We start from the raw sequence: 20,923 nt of genomic DNA on the forward strand, positions 1-20,923 counted from the left end.
ATAGGATAATGAGCCATTGAAATGATATTGCCACTTCCTATGGCTTCATAACGGGTTGTAAGCGTAGCCGAACAACCATCCGCTGTGGTATTGCAAGGTGTGATTTTACCCCCCGAAGAAGCGTGTAGTTCCTATATAAGTAATACTAAAAATCATATTCAATCATAACTGCGGTTGCAAAAAAACCATTTCCTTTTGCAAACAAAAAGTTATAGACTCCCATTTTATAGTAATTCGCTTTAATGGTACGTACATTTTTCCCCCCCCCCATCTGCATTAAGGACAAATAATCTCTTAATGTTACGGTATCTTGCCCAAATCATTGAGGTGTTATTTCTTCGATGGTCACAGTATATCCTTCACCCTCTTCCGTCCGCCATTCTTTGCACCGAGGCAAATCTATCAACGTGTCGCCACATTGCTCATTGAATGTTCCCCTGCAATCAGCAAGTTCTTTTTCAAAAGCCCTCATTACATCATCCAGAGAGATGAAAAGATTATGTCTATCCGAAACATTTTCATGTGTTTCAAGGAGTGTCGCAAGAAGATAAAATTTCTGTTTCATTGTATTCAATTAAAATTTTCGGTTTATCCATGTCATGTCCTTTACCCCCCCAGCCAAGCATAGTGCGATGCCGATGGGAGAAACTACGATGCCGTTCTGCGAAGGAGAATAGTAACCAAGAATTACCGGCATGTTCACAGGCGATTGGACTGGCTTGCGGACCATACGAGGTTTTTATAATGATTATTGGAGCGATTACCATCCTTGTGCAGCACATGCGGGAGATTATCATCGTTGCGGACAAAAGACATGGCCACCAAACGGTGAACCTTAAAGTTCTTTCCCTGAATGCGAACGCGCCGATACCCCTTTCCATTGAAAGAGGCAATAGGACGAAAGTCCTGAAAAAACCTTGCAGCATCCATGTCGTAATAGCACAACGGCGAAGAACAGCCTGCACTGACCGTTCGGGAGGAATAAACCTCCCCACTGTCAGAAATGAAATAAGAGGTCCGGCCAACCTCATAGAATTTTCTCACTCTACAATTCATGTTCTATCAATATGTATGGTGTAGTATTATACATGTCCGTATTCTTGTCCTTGCATATACCCCCCCCCGGAGAATGAGGTAATGGTGTTGCATATATGTTTGAAGTGATAACGCAACACCGTCCCCCGTTTTTCTCCGGAGCGAGTCCACCCTATGAAATGACAGTCATTCATCAATGCGCATGGGCATTATCAATTCTATCAGTGAAGAATTGGTAGCATCCTCACGAACAGTCACTGCACGTTCAGGAGCAGACAATTCGAGACGAACATTATCCGTAGAGACGACAGAAAGAACCGTCAGGAAGTGACTCGAACGAAGACCAATAGCAAATCCGTCAGGAAGCGTACAATCATCAGAAGACAGGTCTTCGCGGGCCTTGCGTGAAAAGTCCACATCCTCGGCACAGAGAGAAACAGCACCATCCTGTTTGCGTATAGACACAATCTGTGTGGCAGAATTAGACATAAGGGACACGCGCTTGAGTGCATTTACAAGGTCACGCACCGGCATGACAAGATGGTAAGGCGACTGTGCAGGAATGACCGAGTTGTAGTTCGGATATTTTCCCACTACATCCGTCACATAAAGTGTGGTGTCATCAGCCGAAATGATCAGTTTCTTACCATCATGCCGCAAAGACACCATTTCCACATTTGCGAAGGCGGCATCAATCGCAGGAACAGCCTTTTTATATAATAGGATAAGACACGGTTTACCATTTGTAACAAACGGAATCCCATTCGTATAAACATACTTATAAAGCATGTGCCCGGATGTGGCAACAAAAGTAACCCCCTCGTTTGACACATCAAGCGCCACGGCACTCAGTTGTGGGCGCAAATCATCATCGGCTGTACAGGCAGATGCGGCCTTGACCGAAGGCAGAAAGACCGACAGAGGCAAAGAAAACTCAACCGTGGTGTTCTCCTGCTCAACTGGCAGAGGAAAGTCTGCACCATTAAAAGCCGGAACAGAGAAGTCACCACCCTTGTAACGAAACGAAGCAAGAAAAGAGGTGTCATCTATTATCATTTCTACAGGCTGCTCCGGAAGCGTAGCCAAAATGGGTGAAACCATTGCCACTGGGAGGCAGAAAGGGCGAAAAACACCATTGTCCATGCGACGCAAGTCTATCGGCATTGTCAGTGTATTTTCGGATGACGAACCCGTAATGAAAAACTTATCATCCTTGAAAGACACCAGCGCATTGTCAAGCAAAGGGAGCGTGTTTCGCTTGAGGATGACCTTAGAAACCGTGCTCAGCGCACGTAAAAGTTCTTTGGAAGAAACAGAAAATTTCATATTTAACAGTTTTTATGTCTTATACTTAGAATGGCAAATCTTCATCAGCCGGTGCCCACTGTCCGCTGTTGTCATCAATCGGGACTGCAGAAGAATATCCCGTCACACCTTGTGCAACAGGTGCCGAAACATTCATGTGCGTATTCGCTTGGGTCTGTTCCTCGATAAGATAAGAGTCACCCATCTGGAACGGCATCATCGTGGATATAGCCCGGGCGAGATCAGTGCCACTCGTGTCCGTCTGTTCTGCCCATTCCGGATGTTCTGCCTTGATACGCTTCTCCAAAGCCGCACGAATCTTCGTGCGTTTCTCTTCCGGAAGCATGTAGCACACCTGATAGGCAGGAACATTATAAAGCGTCACCTGCTCACCCTTCCGCATCAATCCCTGCTTGACCGCCTCGATGTAACGATTAGAGCATGAGCGTTGCTGCGTGTTGATAAAAGCACGGAAGCCAGAAGCATTGCGTTTTGTCTCATCACGATTGTCCGCACGCACATCGATGCCATTGATGGCTGCGGGGATGAAGATTCCAGGAACAGGAGCCTGCCCCTCCCCACGCGGAAGATTTATAAACTGCGCCCCGATGAATATGCCGAGGTCTTGAGAATTTCTGTAACGTGCCATAATTGCTTTATTTTTATATTAAAACGGTAAATCTTCTTGTGACGGATCAACCGGGTTTCCCGGAGCTGGATTCCCGGAAACAGGAGATGCGGGTGCCGAAATCAGCGCCCGTTTTCGCTGCCGTGAATCAAGGTAGTTGCGCCAGCGTTCCTGCTCCTCCAAAGATAGAGAGACCACGTTTCCCTCATCATCCACGATTGGTGTCGGGTCTGGCAGGGAGAGAAAATGCGTATAGACCTTCATCAGTTCATCGTTATTCTCAGGTATGCTATCCTTGCCCTGTCGATAGAAATACACTGCGTGCTCCGTGCGTTGCAGTTCGCGTATCTGCTTGGGATGAATGGTGGTATCATCCTCCCACTCACGTCCCACAAAGTAGCGTCGCGTACACCAGGCCTGGTGTGCAAAATAATTTGTCTCGACCGCTTTCTTGAGCGTCTTTCCATCCGCACGCTTGAAAAGTTGCGGAGGATTCATCAGGATGCCAGCCGTCTCGCAATAATCGAGCACGCGCCGTTTGAACGCCTTTGGAGAAAAGCTGTCCGTCTTATTTTTAGAGGCTTCTGCAAAATCAGACTTATATTCCTCAAGCATAGAGTCAAGGTCAATGGGGATGCCATAAACCTCCCGCTCGAAGAAGACACGCGCAAAGCGGAGGAAAGCCTCGCCGAGCGACTGAGTAAGTGTTCGTTGCTCCATATATTTTTTCTGTGCATCCACCTTCTCATCGTAGCGCATAACAAACTGTACCGAAAGCGCACAAATCATGGCTATCTGGTTACGTGAAGATGCGGACAACTTATCGGGCGAGACCGCATTAAAATCCGGCATAATGTCAGAAATATAACGGGCCGCCTTATTCTTCATAATGTTCTGCCCGCAGAAACGATGAGAGAAGCCACCAAGACAGACACGACGCATGGTAGAGTCGTCAAGGTCGTGAAGCGGATAATTAGATGTGACCACATGACCTGGACCTTCAGACAGCGGTATTGTGATGCGATCCTTGTACATATATCTCACGGAAAAATCACCTGTCGTGAGATTATATAATTTTCCGAAGTCAAGAGTTTGATCTACGTCCTCCCAATGCACGATACGATGCTTATGGTGCTGGTATTCGGCAAGGTTAGACGAAAACTCCTTATTGGAAATCAGGTCGCGACCATTTACGTTCAAAATATGCGCCGCACAACCCGCGAAGATGCGCACGAAAGTAGATTTTCCAGAGCCACCCTCAGCGCGGTTGGCAGCAGTCACCACATTCTCTATCAGATAAGAAATGCAATTAGACTTAGAATCACGATAGCGCCACAACATACGGCCGAGACAGAAGACAAGATTGGCAAAGCGGCAATCCAGTTCCATCTGCTCCTCAGAAGAGAACTCACGACCATCATGCAGCAGTTCCTGCTCATGTTCCCATTCCTCATTGGCAAAGCCACGCAACACACGAAGCGTAGGCCACAATTCAGCCTCCTTCTTTCCTTTCCAATCCACTATCCAACGATGAGACTGTGCCCATAGAGCAAGTTCATTTTCTTCCTGCGCCAGTTGTTGAAGCGTATAAAGCGGTTTGCCAAGATCGTCTTTCTGCGTGCGTTTCCGCTGAATATCGTCCTTACGCTTGCGGTAAGCAGGATTTTCTGAAATATCAAAAGGAAGGTTACGGATAGGTGTCATGTTCCAGTGAAGCAATGCCGCACGATCCACATTGAAGTCGATGCTGTCATAAGTGCACATGGATATTTCTTTCTCCGTGATGCGCAATGCCCCATTATCGTAGAAAAAGTGCTCCACATGTCGTCCATAACCATCTGTATAGTTCAGTTTTACAGCAGGAAGAGAAGCTATCGTCTTCTCGTTAATCTCCTTATTCGCCCGGAGAACAGCCTGCACCATCTTCTCGTATTCGTCCGGGGTGGAACGTTCATCGTTCACCTGGCGAGCATACTCCTTGAGCTTCTCAATCGTAGCCTGCACCATAGATGCAGCATCCAGTTCGTCGGCAAAAGGACCATCGATGTGGATATATCGTCCAATCTTATCCGGCTCATCAGTCCGCACATCACGAGCATAACCCGCAGAAGCCATAAACTCCCATAAAGTAGCAGGATTGATGGTATAGAAAACCTCCTTAACAATGCCATTCCTGTCACGCTTCTCCTTGCGCTCGAACGGGTCAGAGCAAAGGGCCGAAGTGATGCAGGCAGAGAAAAGGCGGTTGATGTCATAATCGTACTGAGAACCCTCACGTGGCAACATACGATAAGAAAGAAAAAAGTCGCGAACGGAAGACACCGGATTACAGTAGAGCCGAGGAAAAAACAAGTGCGCCCGGTCGGAGACTGTCCCAGGTAGTTCCGCCCGCATTATAGAGCGGTATCGGCAGCTTATGTCACGCGCATGGAGACGCTGCTTGTTAGACGATGGAAACAACGTATAAAGATTATCCGCAAAACGGTACATTTTGTTGTAATGAACCGAAGAAAACGGCACATCTCCATAGGGGAAACAAACATGAAACCATCGAGATCCAAATTGTGAGGGATAAGTATGACGGAGCGCCTTCAAATGATAGTATGTGGCAATAGCATCAGGAGCAGTAGCACAGAAGATGATGTTACGCGCCTTGATGTCCTTCTCCTTGATTTTCTCTTCCTTTTGCTCAGCCTTGAGTGTCCCACGTTCATTCACATCCTCCATCCATATTGTACGAGAATGCTCATATACCTCAGACGCGTCCGTCTCCTGTATGGCATCAAATACACCTGTATTGTCCGATGTGCGCAATTCAACAGCCCGTTTGAACATCTTGTCACCAGCCAGCCAGCGAGAAACCTTAGAAGAAGAATGCTCGTCCGTATTAGAGAACACCATGGGAGTAAGGTGGTCGTTAGCCGGAAAAAAAACACATCCGCAGTCCTCGCGTTCGTCATCAGCCAGGCAGATAAAGATAGGCGACCACGGAGTAGAAACAAGCACCTCAGACCGAGGCGTGCCCTGACGAGACACCTGCGGCAACGTTACTTTCAGCACGGCATAGACATGGAAATCCTGTTGAATCATAGATGGATGAAAATGCCATGAAGACTGTTTATTTGGAGACTCGAAGCCATAATGCTCAATGCCATTGTGGTCGAGCCATGTGGTACATCCGAGTGCCGCGAGGTCCTGTGGGGTGAAGTCCGTCTTAGGCTCAAAAGAAAGCACCGACTGCGGGCGCTGAGCCATAATACGGTAGTCACGCTGGAGAAGTTCAGGCCACTTCTCAGTTATCTCCTCCATGGTATGCCCGGCCCGGATTGCCAGTTCGAGACAGGCGCGACGCAAATCCTCCCCCACGCAGATGAACGTAGAAGGAGAAACATCATCCCTTTTCCACCAATAACCATAGCCATTGATAGCTGCAAACAGTTCTATTGCCCCGAATCCGGCACGAGAAGACCTGGTACACCGCCAATACTCCACCGGCCTGCCATATAGTCCTCCCCTCCGCTGCTTGTAGATGATAAAATGCGGCGTGCCGTTCTGCATCTTACAGAACGGACACCAACAAGCCACCTGTCCCTCCTCCGTCTGTTGGTCTGAAGGATTGACAAGCAACGTAAGCGGGAGAGCCGCCAGTTCATCTATAAGAGGGTCGTAAATCATTTCATAAGGACTAACTTATATAAGACAAGCAAGTGTTTACGTTCCACGATGTACGCAAGGCATCGTAAAACGCATTATGCGGTTGTCCGTCAGCAACAGCCTCTTGTGGCAAAGGTGGAAGACACTCATACAACTTCTCTGTATCAGCCGGAACAGAAGCATACCCGTTATTTATAGCCACCAGTTCAAGAATAAAAGAACGAGCATCGCGGAAATCCTGATGAGAGACAGGTAAAGGTATGTCATATTTGTTGCACACATGACGCAAGATGGCGATGTCGAAGTCAGCACCCTGTGCCCAAAGTGAAACCGTTTCGGCCTTTGTCAGTCCCTTGATGTCGGCAATCCATACGCAAAACTCACGGAACACCTCGTCGATAGGGTAACAATCACCATCCGCCAAGTTGTCACGCAATTCCTTTTGTTGCCCAGACCACCACTGTATCGTATTCCTGTCAAAGTCAAATCCATCCATCACGCAAGAACGAAGATCCACCTTTGACTCAAACGTAGGCAACTCGTCTGGAAACAAATCCGTGAGAGTCTTGGAACCACGCACCCAAGGCAATGCAGCAATCTGTATGACCGCAGCATGGGGATCGAGAGAACACGTTTCGAGGTCAAATGTTATATCTATGTGTGTCAATTTCATTGTCATTATATATTTAGGAATTTATTTATAGTGAACCAAGTCACCGTGCAAGGATGCAGCCTATGCAGTGTGGCCTCAATCAGCAGCGTCATATCCTTAAGAGAGCAAAAATGATAGTTAGGCCGAATCATAGACACCGCTATGCGCCAGAAGCCTTTACCATTCCTACGTATGCAGTCATGTTCTATAAGTACCTCTGCTCCAGCAGCAATCCCATAACCGCGACCCACCAAAAAGCGGAATGTGTCAATAACAAGTTGCTTGTATGCCCCACGAAAGACAAAGACCAACTCATCATCGTTATCCCCACGGTAGTCTATGGTGGCCGCAATGGAAAGGCAAATGCGACGGTCTTTCGGTGGACGGCCTCTATGATACAGCTTTCTTTTCATGCGTTCTCAATTTGCCCCCCCCGGTCAATACACGAGACTTCTCGCTCAAACTCCTCCATAATGGCATAGATACCTACACGCTCAAAGTCCTCCCAATCATCCATCGAAAAGCGTTTAAGCGACGTAGTTATACTCATGCCCAATTCAGAGATATAGGCATGGAAAATCTTTTTCAATCCATAAGAGCGACCGAGCAGCCGGTAAAACTCCCCATTGACCGCATCAATTCCAGCTATCACCTTCTCAATATCCTCCGGCTCATGCTCCGGAAAAAGCTCTTTCACGTGAGTGCGGATAAAGTCATGTTTGATTGCCGTAATGCCCATCAGTTCCCACCGGAAAAAACCCTTCTCGAAAAATCGGTCATAGGAAAAACCCTGTTTAGCCCCATGACGTGCCATGACTTCCCACAGAAAGACCTTCTGATTAGGAGTCAGATCATCGCAGTTCAGATGTGTACGTGGTTGTGATAATTTGTCTGCTATCATATTGTAATCTGAGCGAGTTTTCGTAATTTTGCGGCAAAGATAAGTATTTTATTTTGTAAAACAAAGGTTTTAATCGGATTTTCTATCAAAATTAACATCAAATCTTTGTTTTAGTCGGAAATAAACTTATTCTTAATAGAAATAACAAGGCAGAAATATAATGGTTCAAATCAATCCACGCAACACGAATCAATGTTAAATAAGTATAAAAATAAAATGGATTACTCTTACAATTACGGTTTTCTCCGTGAGTTCATGGAGAGTCACAAACTACAAAAGAGGGACTTACTTGAAGCCCTCGGATGCAGCGACTATGTGTCGCTAAACAAATGGCTGGACGGCAAAGTGCCAGTGCATGTAACCGCCATGCTCAGGTTCTGCAACTACTACAACATCCCCATGGACGGCTTCTTCTATGACGGAGACAGCATACCCTGCATCCGGCCCTCGCTTCCTACGGCAGACAGCCAAACACTACCTACGGATGGTTACGGCATTAAAGAGGGACGAGGGAGAGGAATTGTAGAGACCCGTGTGGGAGCGCGTAAAATCACCTCACCCAACCAAGCCAAAGCGGTAGCAGAAGGGCTGGAACGTCAGAACGACCAACAACGGTTACGGGATGAGTTGTTGATACAGCAAAAAGAGATGGAAGAAAAAGACGGTGAAGCAGAAGACACGAGCATCTCCTACCCCACTTCTACGAATAGCACCAGTGTGACCGAGCACATCCTGCGCCTGCAGTTGGAACACGCAAACGATATGCGTAGGATAGAGAGTGAGCACCACGACCGCGAAGATCGCATCAGGAGAGACTGCCAGGCAAACTTCGATGCAGAAAGAAATCGACTGATGGACATCATAGAGCGACAAAACAGCGAGCTATCGAGTCTCTATGCACAGATGCGGAAAGGTGGAGCCAGATATGACTACGTGAGAGAAAGCGGTGAAGAGAACGAAGATTAGTTCTCTTTCCCGCCGCTCTCAATCTGCGCAAAGCGTTTGCGATAATTGAACTCAGCCATATTCGTAGCCTGTAATTCATCGGCCTTGCACGGCACACGGCTACGGATATAGAAATTATCACCCTGCAAAAAGAATATAGGCGTTTCCACAGAAAGTTGGGACGCCTTTTTTGCATCATCCGGAACATCGAGCTGCATATCAAGCAACAGGAATAGTTCCTGGGCATCCACCACTGGCAAACGTTGCCGTTCTTTCTCGGCACGGATCGCCTTCCGAAGGCTTTGCGGAACACGCTTTGCGTTCACCACCACCTCTTCGCCAAAGTATTCAAGATATGGTATAAAAAATTTCCCAGACAGGAGTTCATCAATAAGACACGCATCCTTCTCCTTATCCTTTATCAATACACAGCCTGCAACCGCAGCCCACTCTTTCATTGACTTTTTGCCACGCACCAAAGTCCACGGAAAACGCGCAGGCAAATACGTTCGATTCCATGTATCATACGGCGTGAAGTTTTCACCATCCACCACCAAAAAGTCAGAGCGCACCATACAATTAGGTTCATATTCGTCTATGCCATCCGGTGTGGTGATGCGTTTACGCCATACAGCAGGGTCAGGAGCCTTATCAAACTCCAGAAAGTCCACACCACCAGCGAAGAACTGAGACGGTTGGACATAAGAAGACGCAGCGAACTTTTTAGCATAGTTCTCAGCCCGTTCATCCGCCCGTAGCGCCTTTTTGAAAAACGAGCAAAGGCGTCGGCCCACGACGGAAGTCTTTTTGCATACATAATAATACATTTCAGCCATGATGTAAGAGTTTTAATTTTGTCATTCAGGTACAAAATTAAAATAATTCATTTATTTGTGCAAGTAAATAGAAATTTATTTGTGATATTTTTTACTTATTACTACCTTTGCATCATGTTTTTAATCAGTTTATATGACAAAGAAGAAAGATCCATTAGAAGGTGCATCGGAACAGGGAACTGTTTTATCCGATTTCGTCATTGAGCAAAAGATTACCGCCTTCGAGGAAGCATACCACCCTTGCGAGAATGAGAAACTGGCGAGCAAATGGTTTGACGAAACGAAGTTGCGCACTTTTTTCAAGGCTTATCCCTGTTCGCTGGGCGACCCACTGACCCTCTACCTGGACAGACTGCAGGACAAGGGGTTCAGAATGAAAGTGGGAGCCATGGAAGAACCTGTCATATTCGTGACTGAGCGTGTGACAGAAAGCACTGGATTGCTGGAGAAACTATAACACCAGATTATATGAGACCAAAAGAAAAACGGACAAAGAAACTTACCCTACGAGACATACACGTAGGCGACTGGGTACAGGTGTGGAGTCCTATCCCAGAAAGATATTCTCCACCCATGAAGATTACAGCCATCCACGATGACGGTACGATATACCTTACCATCGATGACGAATGCTGTTGCGATCCGTGGGAAGAGGATATAAAAAACATAGATGCCCTTCCAATAACAATAGATCTACTCAAAGGATTCGGCTTTCAAGTTGAAGAAAAAAACTACACAATACATTATAAAGATTATTGCATCGGCTGTATCAGTGACCCAAAGTCCAAGTATGCCAAACCAAACTTTTATATATACGGATGCCACTGCAGGCACATGCACGAATTGACGGACACCCTATATAAAAAAATTGACAATATCAGATTAGAATGGAACGGCATGGACAAAACAAAGGAAGAACATGAAACGGTATAATAAATACAGAGGGAATCAAAGGAAGAAAACACGGCGGAGTATTGGGAATCTGGAATGGAAAATGAACCCCAAGAAACACATAGCGATATATAACAGACTGTATCATGCCGCTGAATGGTTTGCACAAGCCATAAGCGAATGCACTGGGAAAGATATTGATCCGAAGACCATCCTCCGGCAGTCCGGGTACAAAATATAACATCAGAAAGAAATGAGTTACGACATCACCATGTGCCGCTGCGCTTGCAGCAAAGCAAAAAAGTGCCATAGATGGCAAATGTTCAGACGATACATAAAAGACAAAAATCCAAATAAGCCGAGATACATATCCATGCACACGGCTGCTAATGGTCAGATAGACGATAATTGTTCAATATACTGGGAAGAAAAGAAAAACTAAATGGCACAGAAAGATTACCTGTTGGCGGAATTAATTTAGTGCATACTTAATTCTGCCAATGGGCTTGTCGTTAATGAAGTTTACGTATTGCAGAATGGTAAGTGCACTAATTTTGCCAATGATCCTGGCAAACAAACCATTCGTTATTTTCGCATAGTTCCTGATGACCAAGAACTGGTCTGTAAGTTGTGAGAATATTGTCTCAATCCTCTTTCTTGCCTTTGCAAACGGAATGAATGTCGGTTTCCAATCCTTTTGGTTGAGCCGATACGGACACTCCAGTCTTATGTGTGCGGTTTCGAACAAGTCAAGCTGTACGTCAGCTCCAATATACCCTTTGTCACCATAGATGCTACAGTCGTGATAAGTATGTTTTACATCCTTCATATAATGGAGGTCCGCCACACTTGCCTTTGACAGATCATAGGAATGGATAACTCCACTTAACCCACAGAGAGCGTGTAACTTATAACCAAAATAATACGTGTTCTGCGAAGCACAGAAGCCGAAGTCGGGAGCTTGCGAGAAATTGCCGGTACGTCCCATCTTGCAACGTTTTCCTCTTGCAACCCTACAGACCTCTATCGGCTTGGAGTCAACAAAGAATTGTTCCTCTCCGCCATCCATTTCCATGGCAATCCGCTTGCGCAGTTCCTCACACAGGCCTGCCGTTTTCTTCCTGCGGTCATTGAACTGTCTCCTTGATATGAGATTAGGAATGTTGTCCTTGTACTCTTGCAATTTATAGTCGAACAACCACTTCTCACTATCAATGCTCTCGGTCTCTGCCGTCAAGGATAGCGCCACCACTTCCAAATCCGAAAACTTGGGAACAGGACCACGACGTGGAACATTACCCGATTCATTGACGAGATTTTCAGAGAATTGCTTGCATATCTCGAGTATTTTGACGAATTTTGTATAAAGGTTGTACATACGATGGTTTGGACTTAATGTTTTGAACACCACTAGGTTACTAAAAATCAGCGATATGTGCAACTTTTTACTCATATTTATCAACTTAAATTAATTCCGCCAACGGGTAAAGATTATATAAAAATTCGCAGAGAAGATCTTGTTTTGGTGCAGCGAAAATATAAACTCTCACAAGAAGAGGTTGATCGAGTTCCCATAAACACAACGAAACAAGACATTGCTATCGAAATAGGTCAATATCTATTTGACCAAGGTTTACTTGCATTCGAGCAAAAAGGAATCGTTCTGACAGCCAGTTTATATGTGGCAAAAAATCCGATGGAAGAAACAAATGACACAGAAAGAAATACAATTAAAAAAGGGGGACAACAATGAGAAAGAAAAAGATAACTATTATCATATCATACGATTATGATAACAAACATGTTGTGAGCAATGATAAGATTTCCTATCGGATTAAGAGCGACTTAATGAAAGGAACCGATCCAAGACATGAGCGTATAGAATCTATCACTGTAGAAGACAATGAATCCGACTGAACAACAACCAAATGAATTTATTTCCATTAAGATAGACAATGGAAATGTGTCATTACACCGATACAATGACAGACCCGATGATATTATTCTCACATCCCTATATGTCAGAAAAAAACGGAAACAAGGTAATGGCACAAAACTGTTGTTACGAGCAGAACAAATAGCTCGCGGTTTACATGCGAAACAAATTTTTCTACAGGCAAAAAAACACTCATGGCAAAAACAATGGTACAATCGGCGCAAATATGATGATTATGAAGACAATGGTAAATTTATATGGATGAAGAAAGTGTTGAATGACTCAACATCCGAGCAAGTGTAACTTAACTGTATCCATACATGAAGAAGATAATGTTTAACAATAGATACGGGCTTACGCAAGCCGTATTAAACCTACTCAAAACAATGACAAGGAGAATAATCTCCGAAAAAGAGTGGGATAAAATACGCAAGTTCAAAGAAGAGTATTACGAACAAACCTTTGACAGATTAGAGGATAAAGAGTTGATTAAGACTTATTTTGATACCTATCCCGAACGTATGCCTTATCAAGTCGGTGAAGTCGTTGCCATCGCGCAAAAGTATTCTGAAATAGGGATAGAGCCTTTTCCATTCTGCGAAGCAGGATGGGATAACAAGATGTTTGTACGTGCCGACCTTATGCCCCATCACATCCGTATAACAGACATTAAGGTAGAGCGGTTGCAAGATATATCGGACGAGGATTGCATCAAGGAGGGGATAGAATGGGACCACAAAGCGCAAAGATTTTATGTGCGGTATGATAGAAAAACACATTCTCGTATGTGGTTTGCATCCACTCCTCGTGAAACCTATTCCGCGCTGATAGATTCCATATCCGGCAAGGGCACATGGAAGAGTAACCCTTGGGTGTTCACATACAAATTTGAATTAGAGAATTAGCATGAAGCGGTACAGAATAGTACAAGGAAAAAGTTATAACGGCTGTATTCCAATAACGATATTTTGGGTACAGGTCCGATGCGATAAGAGCTTTTCTACAGAGTATGTGAATGTGAAAGGTTTTGAATCATACAGGCGTGCCGAAGAATTGTTGAACTACTTGAATAATTGATTATGACAAAAGCCAACTTAACCAACAAGAAGCAATATGAATGTATAGTGGAATGTTTAGATATTGATTTTTCAAATCTTACACCTAAAAAAAGGTACATACCGGGTAAACTATACGAGTTTCAGTACACTCCAGACAAAAGGTATTTCAAACGAGCATCAAAACAAAAGAAACATCCGAATAATGACAAGTGATATAAACTTATTATATATACAAGGTTTAGAGCAAATGCACATGGGATAGTAACCCTTGGATGCTCGCATACGAGTTTGAACTGGTAAAATAATAAAGTTATGAAGAATAAGGATTATGTAACCTTTGAGTTATCCCAGTTGCTGAAGAAAAACGGATTCAGAGAACCGTGCCTTAGCCATTAAACAGCAACAGGGACGGTTTGGAGGTGCAATGATGAAGAGGATTTTAACAGCGAAAGTGAACTGAAAGTCTATTCACGTCCGGCGATGTGGCAGGTGACAAAGTGGCTGAGAGAGGTTCATGGGCTACACATAAGCATATCCACTGTAATTGGTGGCAGATGGACTTATGAACTTCAAGACTTGTGGCAAAAATCGAATATAGACGGAGAGTATAACACTCGCATACCAGAAAGAGACGGCTATCCATGTATTGACACCTACGAAGCTGCACTACATGCTGGAATAGAATCAGCATTGGAACTGATTAACAACAACGGAAATACCATACTGCGATAAAATGGCAAAAAAAGATTGGAAGGGAGGGAAAGCCTCTGTATTCAAAACCATAGGAGCCAGTAACCACGTGGATCATGAAAGGGCTCATGCGGACTACTATGCCACAGAACCAAAGGCAACAGAATGGCTGTTGAAATTAGAAAAATTCGATGGGCCAATCCTTGAACCCGCCTGTGGAGAGGGACATATCTCCGATGTTTTAATCAGGGGGGGCCATTCTGTAACATCGAGAGACCTTATAGACCGAGGTTATGGAGAAGTGGCAGACTTCCTTTCCATCGACAACCAGGAATGGAACGGAAACATTGTCACCAATCCACCATACGCCTACGCACAAGAGTTTGTGGAAAAAGCTCTCTCAATCGTACCAGACGGGAAAAAAGTGTGCATGTTTTTGAAACTGACATTCCTCGAAGGAAAAGGAAGAAAGCACTTATTCAGGACTCAGCCACCGAGCAGAGTATGGGTAAGCTGCTCGCGACTTCTATGCGCCATGAACGGAAAATTTGATGAGATAAGCGGAAGCGCCACAGCCTATGGATGGTTCGTATGGGAAAAAGGCTACAAAGGAGAGACCATTATCAAATGGTTTAATTAGAAAACAATCCATGACAGGAAAAGTACGACATTTCAAAGCGACAAGACCCTTACTCACTACTTCTGTCCGGGGGGGGGGCAAATGTGGCTATTGATACGCCAAGCCACAGAAAAAGGCTATATAGAATGTTGCGACAAAGGTGTTTTCGATATAGCCTACCCCAATTCCGAGTTGCGCAGAGCGAGGGTAAAGGATGATGGAAAGAGCGCATCCGCACTCATGGCTGGAGAACCTTCGCAATGCGTGTTTGTAGAATACGAAATATAACAAAAAACAATGGAAATAGAACCCAACCATATCTACCTTGGTGATTGCCTCGAAGTCATGGCAGGCATGAAAAATGGAAGCGTGGATGCCATCATCTGCGATCTGCCATACGAGGTACTGCACAAGAACAACCCACATGCCAAATGGGATAAAATGTTACCACTGGATAAACTGTGGGAACAATACGAACGTATCATCAAGGAAGATGGAGCCATTATCTTGTTCGGGCAAGGTATGTTTACTGCCAAACTTATGACGAGCAATCCGAAAATGTGGCGGTACAATCTGGTATGGGACAAAATGCGAAGTACTGGGTTTCTGAATGCCAACAGGATGCCATTGCGTTGCCATGAAGTGATAAGCGTGTTTTACAAACAGATGCCAGTATATCACCCCCAGATGATGATAGGCGACTGCAACCATTCAAGAGGAAGACAAGAATGGGAACAGACGAACAACTGCTACGGGCAATACAAAACCGGCAGGACAGACGACTACGACAAGAAAATAAAAAAGGTAGTACCTACCAGACCGAATGAAAAATTCCCCACCAGCATTATCCGTATAGCAAAGGAACATGAGACCACCGTATTTCATCCGACACAGAAACCCATAGACCTGATAAGATACCTGATAAGGACCTATACAGACAAGGGAGATGTAGTATTAGACAATACGATGGGAAGTGGAACAACCTGCATAGGCTGCATCATGGAAAACCGACGATATATCGGCATCGAAAAAGACATGAAGTATTTTGAAGTAGCGAAAAAGCGGATAGAAGCACAAAAGAGACAATATAAATTGGAATTAGATATATGAAAACAAATATAACCTTGGAAGAAGCTATGGAACGTGCTACTGGTAGATTACGCAGGAAGATGGAATACTCCATTTCCTTGCTGCGTAAAGCGGAACGAATTGCACAATCCTATGACAAAGAGAACGGTTTTTACCTCGCCTTCAGCGGAGGTAAAGACAGCCAGACACTCTTCCATATCACCGAACTGGCAGGTGTAAAATTCCAGGCACACATGAGCCTGACGAGCGTGGATCCACCAGATGTGATACGTTTCGTGAAGCGGAACTACCCAGAAGTAGAACTTATCGCCCCTAAAAAAAGCATCTATGCAGTAGCGGTAGAAAAACAGATACTGCCCACCATGAGAGTAAGATGGTGCTGTAACGAATACAAAGAGGGTGCCGGAGCAGGGAAAGTAACACTCATCGGCATACGGCACGAGGAAAGTAGCCGCAGAAAAGCACGCAAGGAAGTGGAAATATCGAGCAAAAAGTTCAGCGGGACACTGGAAGGACTTGATGTGTATAGGGCAAAACAGAAAAAGAAGACACATTCTAAAGAAACCAATATCACCAATGCCGAAGAAGAAAGTACAGCCGGCTGCATACACGGTAAGGAAAGTCTGCTCATCTCCCCTATCATCCATTGGACGGAAAGAGATGTGTGGGAGTTCCTGAATGATGTGATGCAGGTGGCACATTGCAACCTGTATGATGAGGGGTACAGAAGGATAGGTTGCATCGGGTGCCCAATGGCAAATCTAAAACAAAAACAAAGAGAAAACCAACGTTGGCCACACGTGAAGCGCAACTGGATAAAAGCCATTATAGCCATCCGAACCGGGGGGGGTATAAGAAAGAACTCTTATCAGAAAAACATTTGGAATCCATCTGGTACGGCATCGGGAAAGAATGGACACCCATCAACAGCAGGAAAGAGCGATGCCGGCTACATCCTACACCCAGACCCATCCCATTGGGGGGGGAAAAAAAGCGAGAAAACAGAGGATTATGGAAGGGTTTTCCGAATGCTCGTCATCTGACGGCTTGACTGACGAGCAAGAGCGGAAAATAGCCGAAAATATCTACGACTGGTGGATAAGCGGGATGTCCTACAAAAAATGGTATGCAAAAAAGTTCCTACAATACCAATTTAATTTTTCAGAAAAAGAATAACCTTTTTTATAATCACCGCAAAGAAATCCCCAAAGAGAAGAAACATCCGTCAGGAATGTTCATAAGAATAATTGAAGATGAATAATGTAACAAGGAATGGCTTGTATTATGAAAAAGATAGGACTTGTGGATGTGGACGGCCACGCCAAGAAAAAGAAATGGGGAGCAACCATTTACCCCAACCTCGCACTGGGAAAGATCGCAAGATATTGGAAAATCCATGGAGCAATGGTCGAGTGGGCATCCAAAATGGAACACTATGATGTCGTGTACATGTCAAAGGTCTTCAATTTCACACCTGATGACCTAAGCATCTATGATGCCAACAAAATCATCCGAGGAGGTACCGGTTACGACATCAATAGTACACTCCCGGAAGAAATAGACCGACTGCAACCAGACTATTCCATCTATCCACATGTGCCCAAAGACACTGCGTATGGTTTCCTGACCAGAGGATGCCAAAACAAATGCCCGTGGTGCGTGGTACCGAAGAAAGAAGGGCACATACGGCCATACATGGATGTGGATGAAATAGCCATCGAGGAAAGGGTGAAACTCATACTGATGGATAACAACATTTTGGCCGCAGGAGATTACTGCATGGAACAGTTAGAAAAGATTATAGAGCGAAGGTATAGGATAGACTTTAACCAGGCACTCGATGCAAGGCTGGTGAATGATGACAATGCCCGGATGCTTGCCAGGATAAAATGGCTTGACAACCGAAGAATACGTTTCGGATGTGACACACACGGACAAATAGCAGAATGCGAACGTGCGATGGAACTTATCAACTCATACGGGTTCAAAGGCGAGTATTTCCTTTACACAATGATTGGAGGTAAGAACGACTTTAAGGAGTGCTACGAACGCATAAATTATTGGTGGAAGCGCACATGGAAATCAAGAGCTGAGCAGAAGGGCATATACATATATCCCTACGCGCAGCCATATAGAGACCCCAACAATCCACACCACCCTATACCACAATGGCAGAAAGACCTTGCAGGATGGGTGAACAAACGAAATCACTTCATGGCACATTCGTTTTCAGACTTTATGCCGAGAAAAGGATTCAGATGTGAGACCTATCTGAAGAAATATCTATGAGATCCAACATAATAAAAAGCGCATTCTATATCCGAATACGCTTTTATTATTTCATCAATCAATGAATGTATGAAATCATCTTTTATTGGCTTTCCTGATAAGCCTGACACCATATAAAATTCCAAACACAGAGAAGATAATACATATAAATGTAAAAACTTCACTCACCGTAGAAAAACAAGAAACATCCTTGTCCTTTGTAGCAGCAGAACTAATGGAGTCCGCATTCTGTGATTTTTCTCTCTCGTACAAAGCCTGAAACAAGGAATCGTAATGTTCCTGCATCGTAGTGTACTTATGCTGCAATAAAGTGAGTTGCTGCTGATAAAGTTGTTCCCTATTACGAGATTCCGAACGACTAATGGTACGCTGTTCATTACGTACTTCACGACCCAAAGAATCAATGTAAGAAGTGATAGTCTCCGATATGTGCTCAGAGGCAGAATCTTTACTTACCATTCTTTCCATAGAATACTGCAAGAATAAAGACAAAATGCTGTCAATACTTGTATATGATTGCCACGCACCACTCCGGATTTCATAATGAGTAGAGTCGGAAAAAGAAGTGCTTTTCTCATTAAAATGCTCTGTTCGATGAGTGGTGGCACAGGCAGAGAACAAAACAAAGAAGACCAACACATAAAAAATGATTTTTGCCATAATAACTTATTTTTAATTTTACTATGGCAAAGATAGCAAAACAGATATGCAGAACGGGGACAAACTAAGGCCTCGGACAATATCCGAGGCCGTTTGCATTACTTTTAATGTTCTACACCGCGTTTGAGCACCCGACCTGCAGAACCAAGTACATCCGTCATTATCACATGAAGTTTCTTTTCCTCCTTTGGATTTTCAGTCTCCAACTTATTGTACTCATCGCACATTTCTTTTGTTGGGAACAAAATCAAAATGAAACCAAGAGAAGTACCGAAATGACGAGCTTTGAGCAGAAACGGTTTAAGGATGCCATCATAGCGTTCCAAAATCTGTTTCCATTCTTCCGCATATTGTCCAGGTATATCCTTGGGTTCTTCCTTTTCCGGCTCAAGAATGACAGGAGAATAGTCGAACAAGGTAGGCTGCGGAACATGGATATTTTCTCTTTTCCATTTTCGCAGAATACCCATGACATAAGAAGCCACATCATCCGGCTGCTTTCGTTCAACAATACGCCGCACATCAGTAAGCGCGAAATATATAAAATCCTGCAATTTTTCTTCCGGAATAGACTCAATTATATCACGAAGTGAATGAATAGACAAGTCCGGACACCATGATACATACGTATCAATAAAATTGTATATGCTATTGGAACGACGATCCTCTTCCGCTTTCATGTTGCCCATATCGGAGTTCTTCATTGTAAACAAAACCTCCAATGGAATGCCACGCGACTTCCCAGGTGGGAAAATAGGTTCATAATCAAAACTGAAATTTATTTCCCCACTACGGGCCAAATCATCCATTTCCTGTTTTACAGGTTCAAGCACCAGTTTCTTGACTTTGGACCAAGAAGTATAAGGATTTTTACCATCGTTAGTCTCATAATAATACTCGTCCGTAAGACCAAGAAATTCCACGAGGTCAGTATATGGAACCTTTTTATGACCCACATCCTTAAAACGCGAGAGATAAATGTATAAGCGAGGTGTCCGCTTTTTTAGAGCAACACGCGCAATATGAGACACATGCTTCACAAATCCATGCTGCATGGTAAATATATCACGGATATTTTCAGTCAGCATTACCACACGCAGGACACCAGTACGACGCAACTCACTTTCCGTCATAGCTATTTCGATGCGCGGGAACAGCGCAGCAGCTACATGCCGTGTTACCTTGCCTTTTGTATCAAATTTAGGATATTTCATTGTAATACGACTCAATGCAAGTGCAGCCTGCTCCAATTGTTCATAATGAGCAGGGATAACCCCCAAATCTGCCGCAGAGAGATTAAGGTCGATGGTTTCCCGCTTCATCAATTCCGAATCGTCAAATATAGCAGGAAAAGATTTCTGTTTATGCTGTGAATCAACAGAATCAATAATACGATGCTGTAACTTCTCGATGATGCCCAAGAGAATGCGCTGCTGCATGAGTGTGAAGTCACCGGAAATTTGGGAATACACCACAGGATTGTAGAGCCATCGCATGTCCCTGAGTTCCGAATACATGGAGTTGGAAGACACCATCAACTTATCCTGTTTAGATGACTGTTTACCCTGTTTTTCCTTTTTACCCTTCATAGGTTTATCCTTATTTTCATTCATAACTACAATTTACAAAAGTTGTTACCAAAATTAGCCGAAACAGTTACCACGTTTTACCAAAACAGTTACCAAGATTTTCCTTCCATAAATGATAAAACCCATAAATACAGGGGGATTGAATA

At 44.3% G+C, this 20,923-nt stretch carries 23 protein-coding genes; 11 read left to right on the forward strand and 12 right to left on the reverse strand.

Annotation, left to right across the window (positions count from 1 at the left end; genetic code table 11):
* Nucleotides 1–319: 319 nt before the first annotated feature.
* From MoGM_RS09095 to MoGM_RS09130, 8 genes are all read right to left on the reverse strand, one after another.
* The gene (locus tag MoGM_RS09095) at nucleotides 320–565 is read right to left on the reverse strand and encodes a hypothetical protein (protein WP_104369768.1); all 246 of its coding nucleotides are present in this window, start codon (nucleotides 563–565) and stop codon (nucleotides 320–322) included.
* Nucleotides 566–699: 134 nt separating this feature from the next.
* On the reverse strand, nucleotides 700–1,056 hold the full coding sequence (locus MoGM_RS13370) for an HNH endonuclease (RefSeq protein ID WP_104369769.1): 357 nt from the start codon (nucleotides 1,054–1,056) through the stop codon (nucleotides 700–702).
* Between the two features lie 165 nt (nucleotides 1,057–1,221).
* Nucleotides 1,222–2,361, reverse strand: coding sequence for a DNA polymerase III subunit beta (gene dnaN, locus MoGM_RS09105; RefSeq protein WP_104369770.1), 1,140 nt, complete (start codon nucleotides 2,359–2,361; stop codon nucleotides 1,222–1,224).
* Between the two features lie 25 nt (nucleotides 2,362–2,386).
* Nucleotides 2,387–2,989 carry a hypothetical protein gene (locus MoGM_RS09110; protein ID WP_104369771.1) on the reverse strand — a complete coding sequence of 201 codons (603 nt, stop codon included), beginning with the start codon at nucleotides 2,987–2,989 and terminating at the stop codon, nucleotides 2,387–2,389.
* An 18-nt stretch (nucleotides 2,990–3,007) separates the two neighbouring features.
* Nucleotides 3,008–6,643, reverse strand: coding sequence for a primase-helicase family protein (locus tag MoGM_RS09115; protein WP_104369772.1), 3,636 nt, complete (start codon nucleotides 6,641–6,643; stop codon nucleotides 3,008–3,010).
* A gap of 10 nt (nucleotides 6,644–6,653) precedes the next feature.
* The gene (locus MoGM_RS09120; RefSeq protein WP_158249593.1) at nucleotides 6,654–7,295 is read right to left on the reverse strand and encodes a 3'-5' exonuclease; all 642 of its coding nucleotides are present in this window, start codon (nucleotides 7,293–7,295) and stop codon (nucleotides 6,654–6,656) included.
* Nucleotides 7,296–7,300: 5 nt separating this feature from the next.
* Nucleotides 7,301–7,687, reverse strand: coding sequence for a hypothetical protein (locus tag MoGM_RS09125; protein ID WP_104369774.1), 387 nt, complete (start codon nucleotides 7,685–7,687; stop codon nucleotides 7,301–7,303).
* The gene (locus tag MoGM_RS09130) at nucleotides 7,684–8,175 is read right to left on the reverse strand and encodes a hypothetical protein (RefSeq protein ID WP_104369775.1); all 492 of its coding nucleotides are present in this window, start codon (nucleotides 8,173–8,175) and stop codon (nucleotides 7,684–7,686) included. The genes MoGM_RS09125 and MoGM_RS09130 overlap by 4 nt, the downstream gene beginning before the upstream one ends.
* Before the next feature lie 216 nt (nucleotides 8,176–8,391).
* Between MoGM_RS09130 and MoGM_RS09135 the strand changes: the two genes are divergently transcribed.
* Nucleotides 8,392–9,141, forward strand: coding sequence for a helix-turn-helix transcriptional regulator (locus MoGM_RS09135; protein WP_104369776.1), 750 nt, complete (start codon nucleotides 8,392–8,394; stop codon nucleotides 9,139–9,141).
* On the opposite strand, the gene MoGM_RS09140 is transcribed toward MoGM_RS09135, so the two are convergent.
* Nucleotides 9,138–9,956 carry a hypothetical protein gene (locus tag MoGM_RS09140; protein WP_104369777.1) on the reverse strand — a complete coding sequence of 273 codons (819 nt, stop codon included), beginning with the start codon at nucleotides 9,954–9,956 and terminating at the stop codon, nucleotides 9,138–9,140. The two genes, MoGM_RS09135 and MoGM_RS09140, sit on opposite strands and share 4 nt — an antisense overlap.
* A gap of 133 nt (nucleotides 9,957–10,089) precedes the next feature.
* Between MoGM_RS09140 and MoGM_RS09145 the strand changes: the two genes are divergently transcribed.
* Nucleotides 10,090–10,413, forward strand: a complete 324-nt coding sequence (locus tag MoGM_RS09145; protein WP_104369778.1) for a hypothetical protein — start codon at nucleotides 10,090–10,092, stop codon at nucleotides 10,411–10,413.
* 11 nt (nucleotides 10,414–10,424) lie between these two features.
* Complete coding sequence (locus MoGM_RS09150) at nucleotides 10,425–10,889, forward strand: hypothetical protein (protein ID WP_146078709.1); 465 nt, start codon at nucleotides 10,425–10,427, stop codon at nucleotides 10,887–10,889.
* A 430-nt stretch (nucleotides 10,890–11,319) separates the two neighbouring features.
* Here MoGM_RS09150 and MoGM_RS09160 read toward each other — a convergent pair whose 3' ends face one another.
* A complete protein-coding gene (locus MoGM_RS09160) occupies nucleotides 11,320–12,300 on the reverse strand; it encodes an IS982 family transposase (protein WP_071121765.1) in 981 nt (326 codons plus the stop codon).
* Here MoGM_RS09160 and MoGM_RS09165 point away from each other — a divergent pair.
* The 8 genes from MoGM_RS09165 to MoGM_RS09210 all read left to right on the forward strand — a co-directional run bounded on the left by MoGM_RS09165 (nucleotide 12,283) and on the right by MoGM_RS09210 (nucleotide 18,528).
* Entirely contained in the window at nucleotides 12,283–12,600 is a 318-nt protein-coding gene (locus MoGM_RS09165; RefSeq protein ID WP_146078710.1) for a hypothetical protein, read from the forward strand. The two genes, MoGM_RS09160 and MoGM_RS09165, sit on opposite strands and share 18 nt — an antisense overlap.
* A gap of 150 nt (nucleotides 12,601–12,750) precedes the next feature.
* A complete protein-coding gene (locus MoGM_RS09170) occupies nucleotides 12,751–13,086 on the forward strand; it encodes a GNAT family N-acetyltransferase (protein ID WP_104369782.1) in 336 nt (111 codons plus the stop codon).
* Nucleotides 13,087–13,169: 83 nt separating this feature from the next.
* Complete coding sequence (locus MoGM_RS09175; RefSeq protein WP_233210237.1) at nucleotides 13,170–13,688, forward strand: hypothetical protein; 519 nt, start codon at nucleotides 13,170–13,172, stop codon at nucleotides 13,686–13,688.
* 952 nt (nucleotides 13,689–14,640) lie between these two features.
* Entirely contained in the window at nucleotides 14,641–15,171 is a 531-nt protein-coding gene (locus MoGM_RS09190) for a hypothetical protein (protein ID WP_233210238.1), read from the forward strand.
* A gap of 81 nt (nucleotides 15,172–15,252) precedes the next feature.
* On the forward strand, nucleotides 15,253–15,438 hold the full coding sequence (locus MoGM_RS09195; protein WP_104369787.1) for a hypothetical protein: 186 nt from the start codon (nucleotides 15,253–15,255) through the stop codon (nucleotides 15,436–15,438).
* A gap of 9 nt (nucleotides 15,439–15,447) precedes the next feature.
* The gene (locus MoGM_RS09200) at nucleotides 15,448–16,260 is read left to right on the forward strand and encodes a site-specific DNA-methyltransferase (protein ID WP_104369788.1); all 813 of its coding nucleotides are present in this window, start codon (nucleotides 15,448–15,450) and stop codon (nucleotides 16,258–16,260) included.
* On the forward strand, nucleotides 16,257–17,282 hold the full coding sequence (locus tag MoGM_RS09205) for a phosphoadenosine phosphosulfate reductase family protein (RefSeq protein WP_233210239.1): 1,026 nt from the start codon (nucleotides 16,257–16,259) through the stop codon (nucleotides 17,280–17,282). The genes MoGM_RS09200 and MoGM_RS09205 overlap by 4 nt, the downstream gene beginning before the upstream one ends.
* Nucleotides 17,283–17,523: 241 nt before the next feature.
* Nucleotides 17,524–18,528, forward strand: coding sequence for a radical SAM protein (locus MoGM_RS09210; RefSeq protein WP_371410523.1), 1,005 nt, complete (start codon nucleotides 17,524–17,526; stop codon nucleotides 18,526–18,528).
* 75 nt (nucleotides 18,529–18,603) lie between these two features.
* Here MoGM_RS09210 and MoGM_RS09215 read toward each other — a convergent pair whose 3' ends face one another.
* Nucleotides 18,604–19,188 carry a hypothetical protein gene (locus MoGM_RS09215; protein ID WP_104369789.1) on the reverse strand — a complete coding sequence of 195 codons (585 nt, stop codon included), beginning with the start codon at nucleotides 19,186–19,188 and terminating at the stop codon, nucleotides 18,604–18,606.
* 104 nt (nucleotides 19,189–19,292) lie between these two features.
* Entirely contained in the window at nucleotides 19,293–20,801 is a 1,509-nt protein-coding gene (locus MoGM_RS09220) for a replication initiation protein (protein WP_104369790.1), read from the reverse strand.
* Nucleotides 20,802–20,923: the final 122 nt, after the last annotated feature.

This window comes from Prevotella sp. MGM1 (assembly GCF_002933775.1).
Classification (GTDB): Bacteria; Bacteroidota; Bacteroidia; order Bacteroidales; family Bacteroidaceae; genus Prevotella.

Excerpts from the sequence above, each read along its gene's own strand:
- MoGM_RS09140 (WP_104369777.1), bottom strand. The coding sequence starts at position 9,956 with ATGGCTGAAATGTATTATTATGTATGCAAAAAGACTTCCGTCGTGGGC.
- MoGM_RS09175 (WP_233210237.1), top strand. The coding sequence starts at position 13,170 with ATGACAAGGAGAATAATCTCCGAAAAAGAGTGGGATAAAATACGCAAG.
- dnaN (WP_104369770.1), bottom strand. The coding sequence starts at position 2,361 with ATGAAATTTTCTGTTTCTTCCAAAGAACTTTTACGTGCGCTGAGCACG.
- MoGM_RS09115 (WP_104369772.1), bottom strand. The coding sequence starts at position 6,643 with ATGATTTACGACCCTCTTATAGATGAACTGGCGGCTCTCCCGCTTACG.
- MoGM_RS09210 (WP_371410523.1), top strand. The coding sequence starts at position 17,524 with ATGAAAAAGATAGGACTTGTGGATGTGGACGGCCACGCCAAGAAAAAG.
- MoGM_RS13370 (WP_104369769.1), bottom strand. The coding sequence starts at position 1,056 with ATGAATTGTAGAGTGAGAAAATTCTATGAGGTTGGCCGGACCTCTTAT.
- MoGM_RS09200 (WP_104369788.1), top strand. The coding sequence starts at position 15,448 with ATGGAAATAGAACCCAACCATATCTACCTTGGTGATTGCCTCGAAGTC.
- MoGM_RS09195 (WP_104369787.1), top strand. The coding sequence starts at position 15,253 with ATGTGGCTATTGATACGCCAAGCCACAGAAAAAGGCTATATAGAATGT.
- MoGM_RS09220 (WP_104369790.1), bottom strand. The coding sequence starts at position 20,801 with ATGAATGAAAATAAGGATAAACCTATGAAGGGTAAAAAGGAAAAACAG.
- MoGM_RS09095 (WP_104369768.1), bottom strand. The coding sequence starts at position 565 with ATGAAACAGAAATTTTATCTTCTTGCGACACTCCTTGAAACACATGAA.
- MoGM_RS09130 (WP_104369775.1), bottom strand. The coding sequence starts at position 8,175 with ATGATAGCAGACAAATTATCACAACCACGTACACATCTGAACTGCGAT.
- MoGM_RS09120 (WP_158249593.1), bottom strand. The coding sequence starts at position 7,295 with ATGAAATTGACACACATAGATATAACATTTGACCTCGAAACGTGTTCT.
- MoGM_RS09170 (WP_104369782.1), top strand. The coding sequence starts at position 12,751 with ATGAATCCGACTGAACAACAACCAAATGAATTTATTTCCATTAAGATA.
- MoGM_RS09205 (WP_233210239.1), top strand. The coding sequence starts at position 16,257 with ATGAAAACAAATATAACCTTGGAAGAAGCTATGGAACGTGCTACTGGT.
- MoGM_RS09215 (WP_104369789.1), bottom strand. The coding sequence starts at position 19,188 with ATGGCAAAAATCATTTTTTATGTGTTGGTCTTCTTTGTTTTGTTCTCT.
- MoGM_RS09110 (WP_104369771.1), bottom strand. The coding sequence starts at position 2,989 with ATGGCACGTTACAGAAATTCTCAAGACCTCGGCATATTCATCGGGGCG.
- MoGM_RS09160 (WP_071121765.1), bottom strand. The coding sequence starts at position 12,300 with ATGAGTAAAAAGTTGCACATATCGCTGATTTTTAGTAACCTAGTGGTG.
- MoGM_RS09125 (WP_104369774.1), bottom strand. The coding sequence starts at position 7,687 with ATGAAAAGAAAGCTGTATCATAGAGGCCGTCCACCGAAAGACCGTCGC.
- MoGM_RS09145 (WP_104369778.1), top strand. The coding sequence starts at position 10,090 with ATGACAAAGAAGAAAGATCCATTAGAAGGTGCATCGGAACAGGGAACT.
- MoGM_RS09135 (WP_104369776.1), top strand. The coding sequence starts at position 8,392 with ATGGATTACTCTTACAATTACGGTTTTCTCCGTGAGTTCATGGAGAGT.
- MoGM_RS09150 (WP_146078709.1), top strand. The coding sequence starts at position 10,425 with ATGAGACCAAAAGAAAAACGGACAAAGAAACTTACCCTACGAGACATA.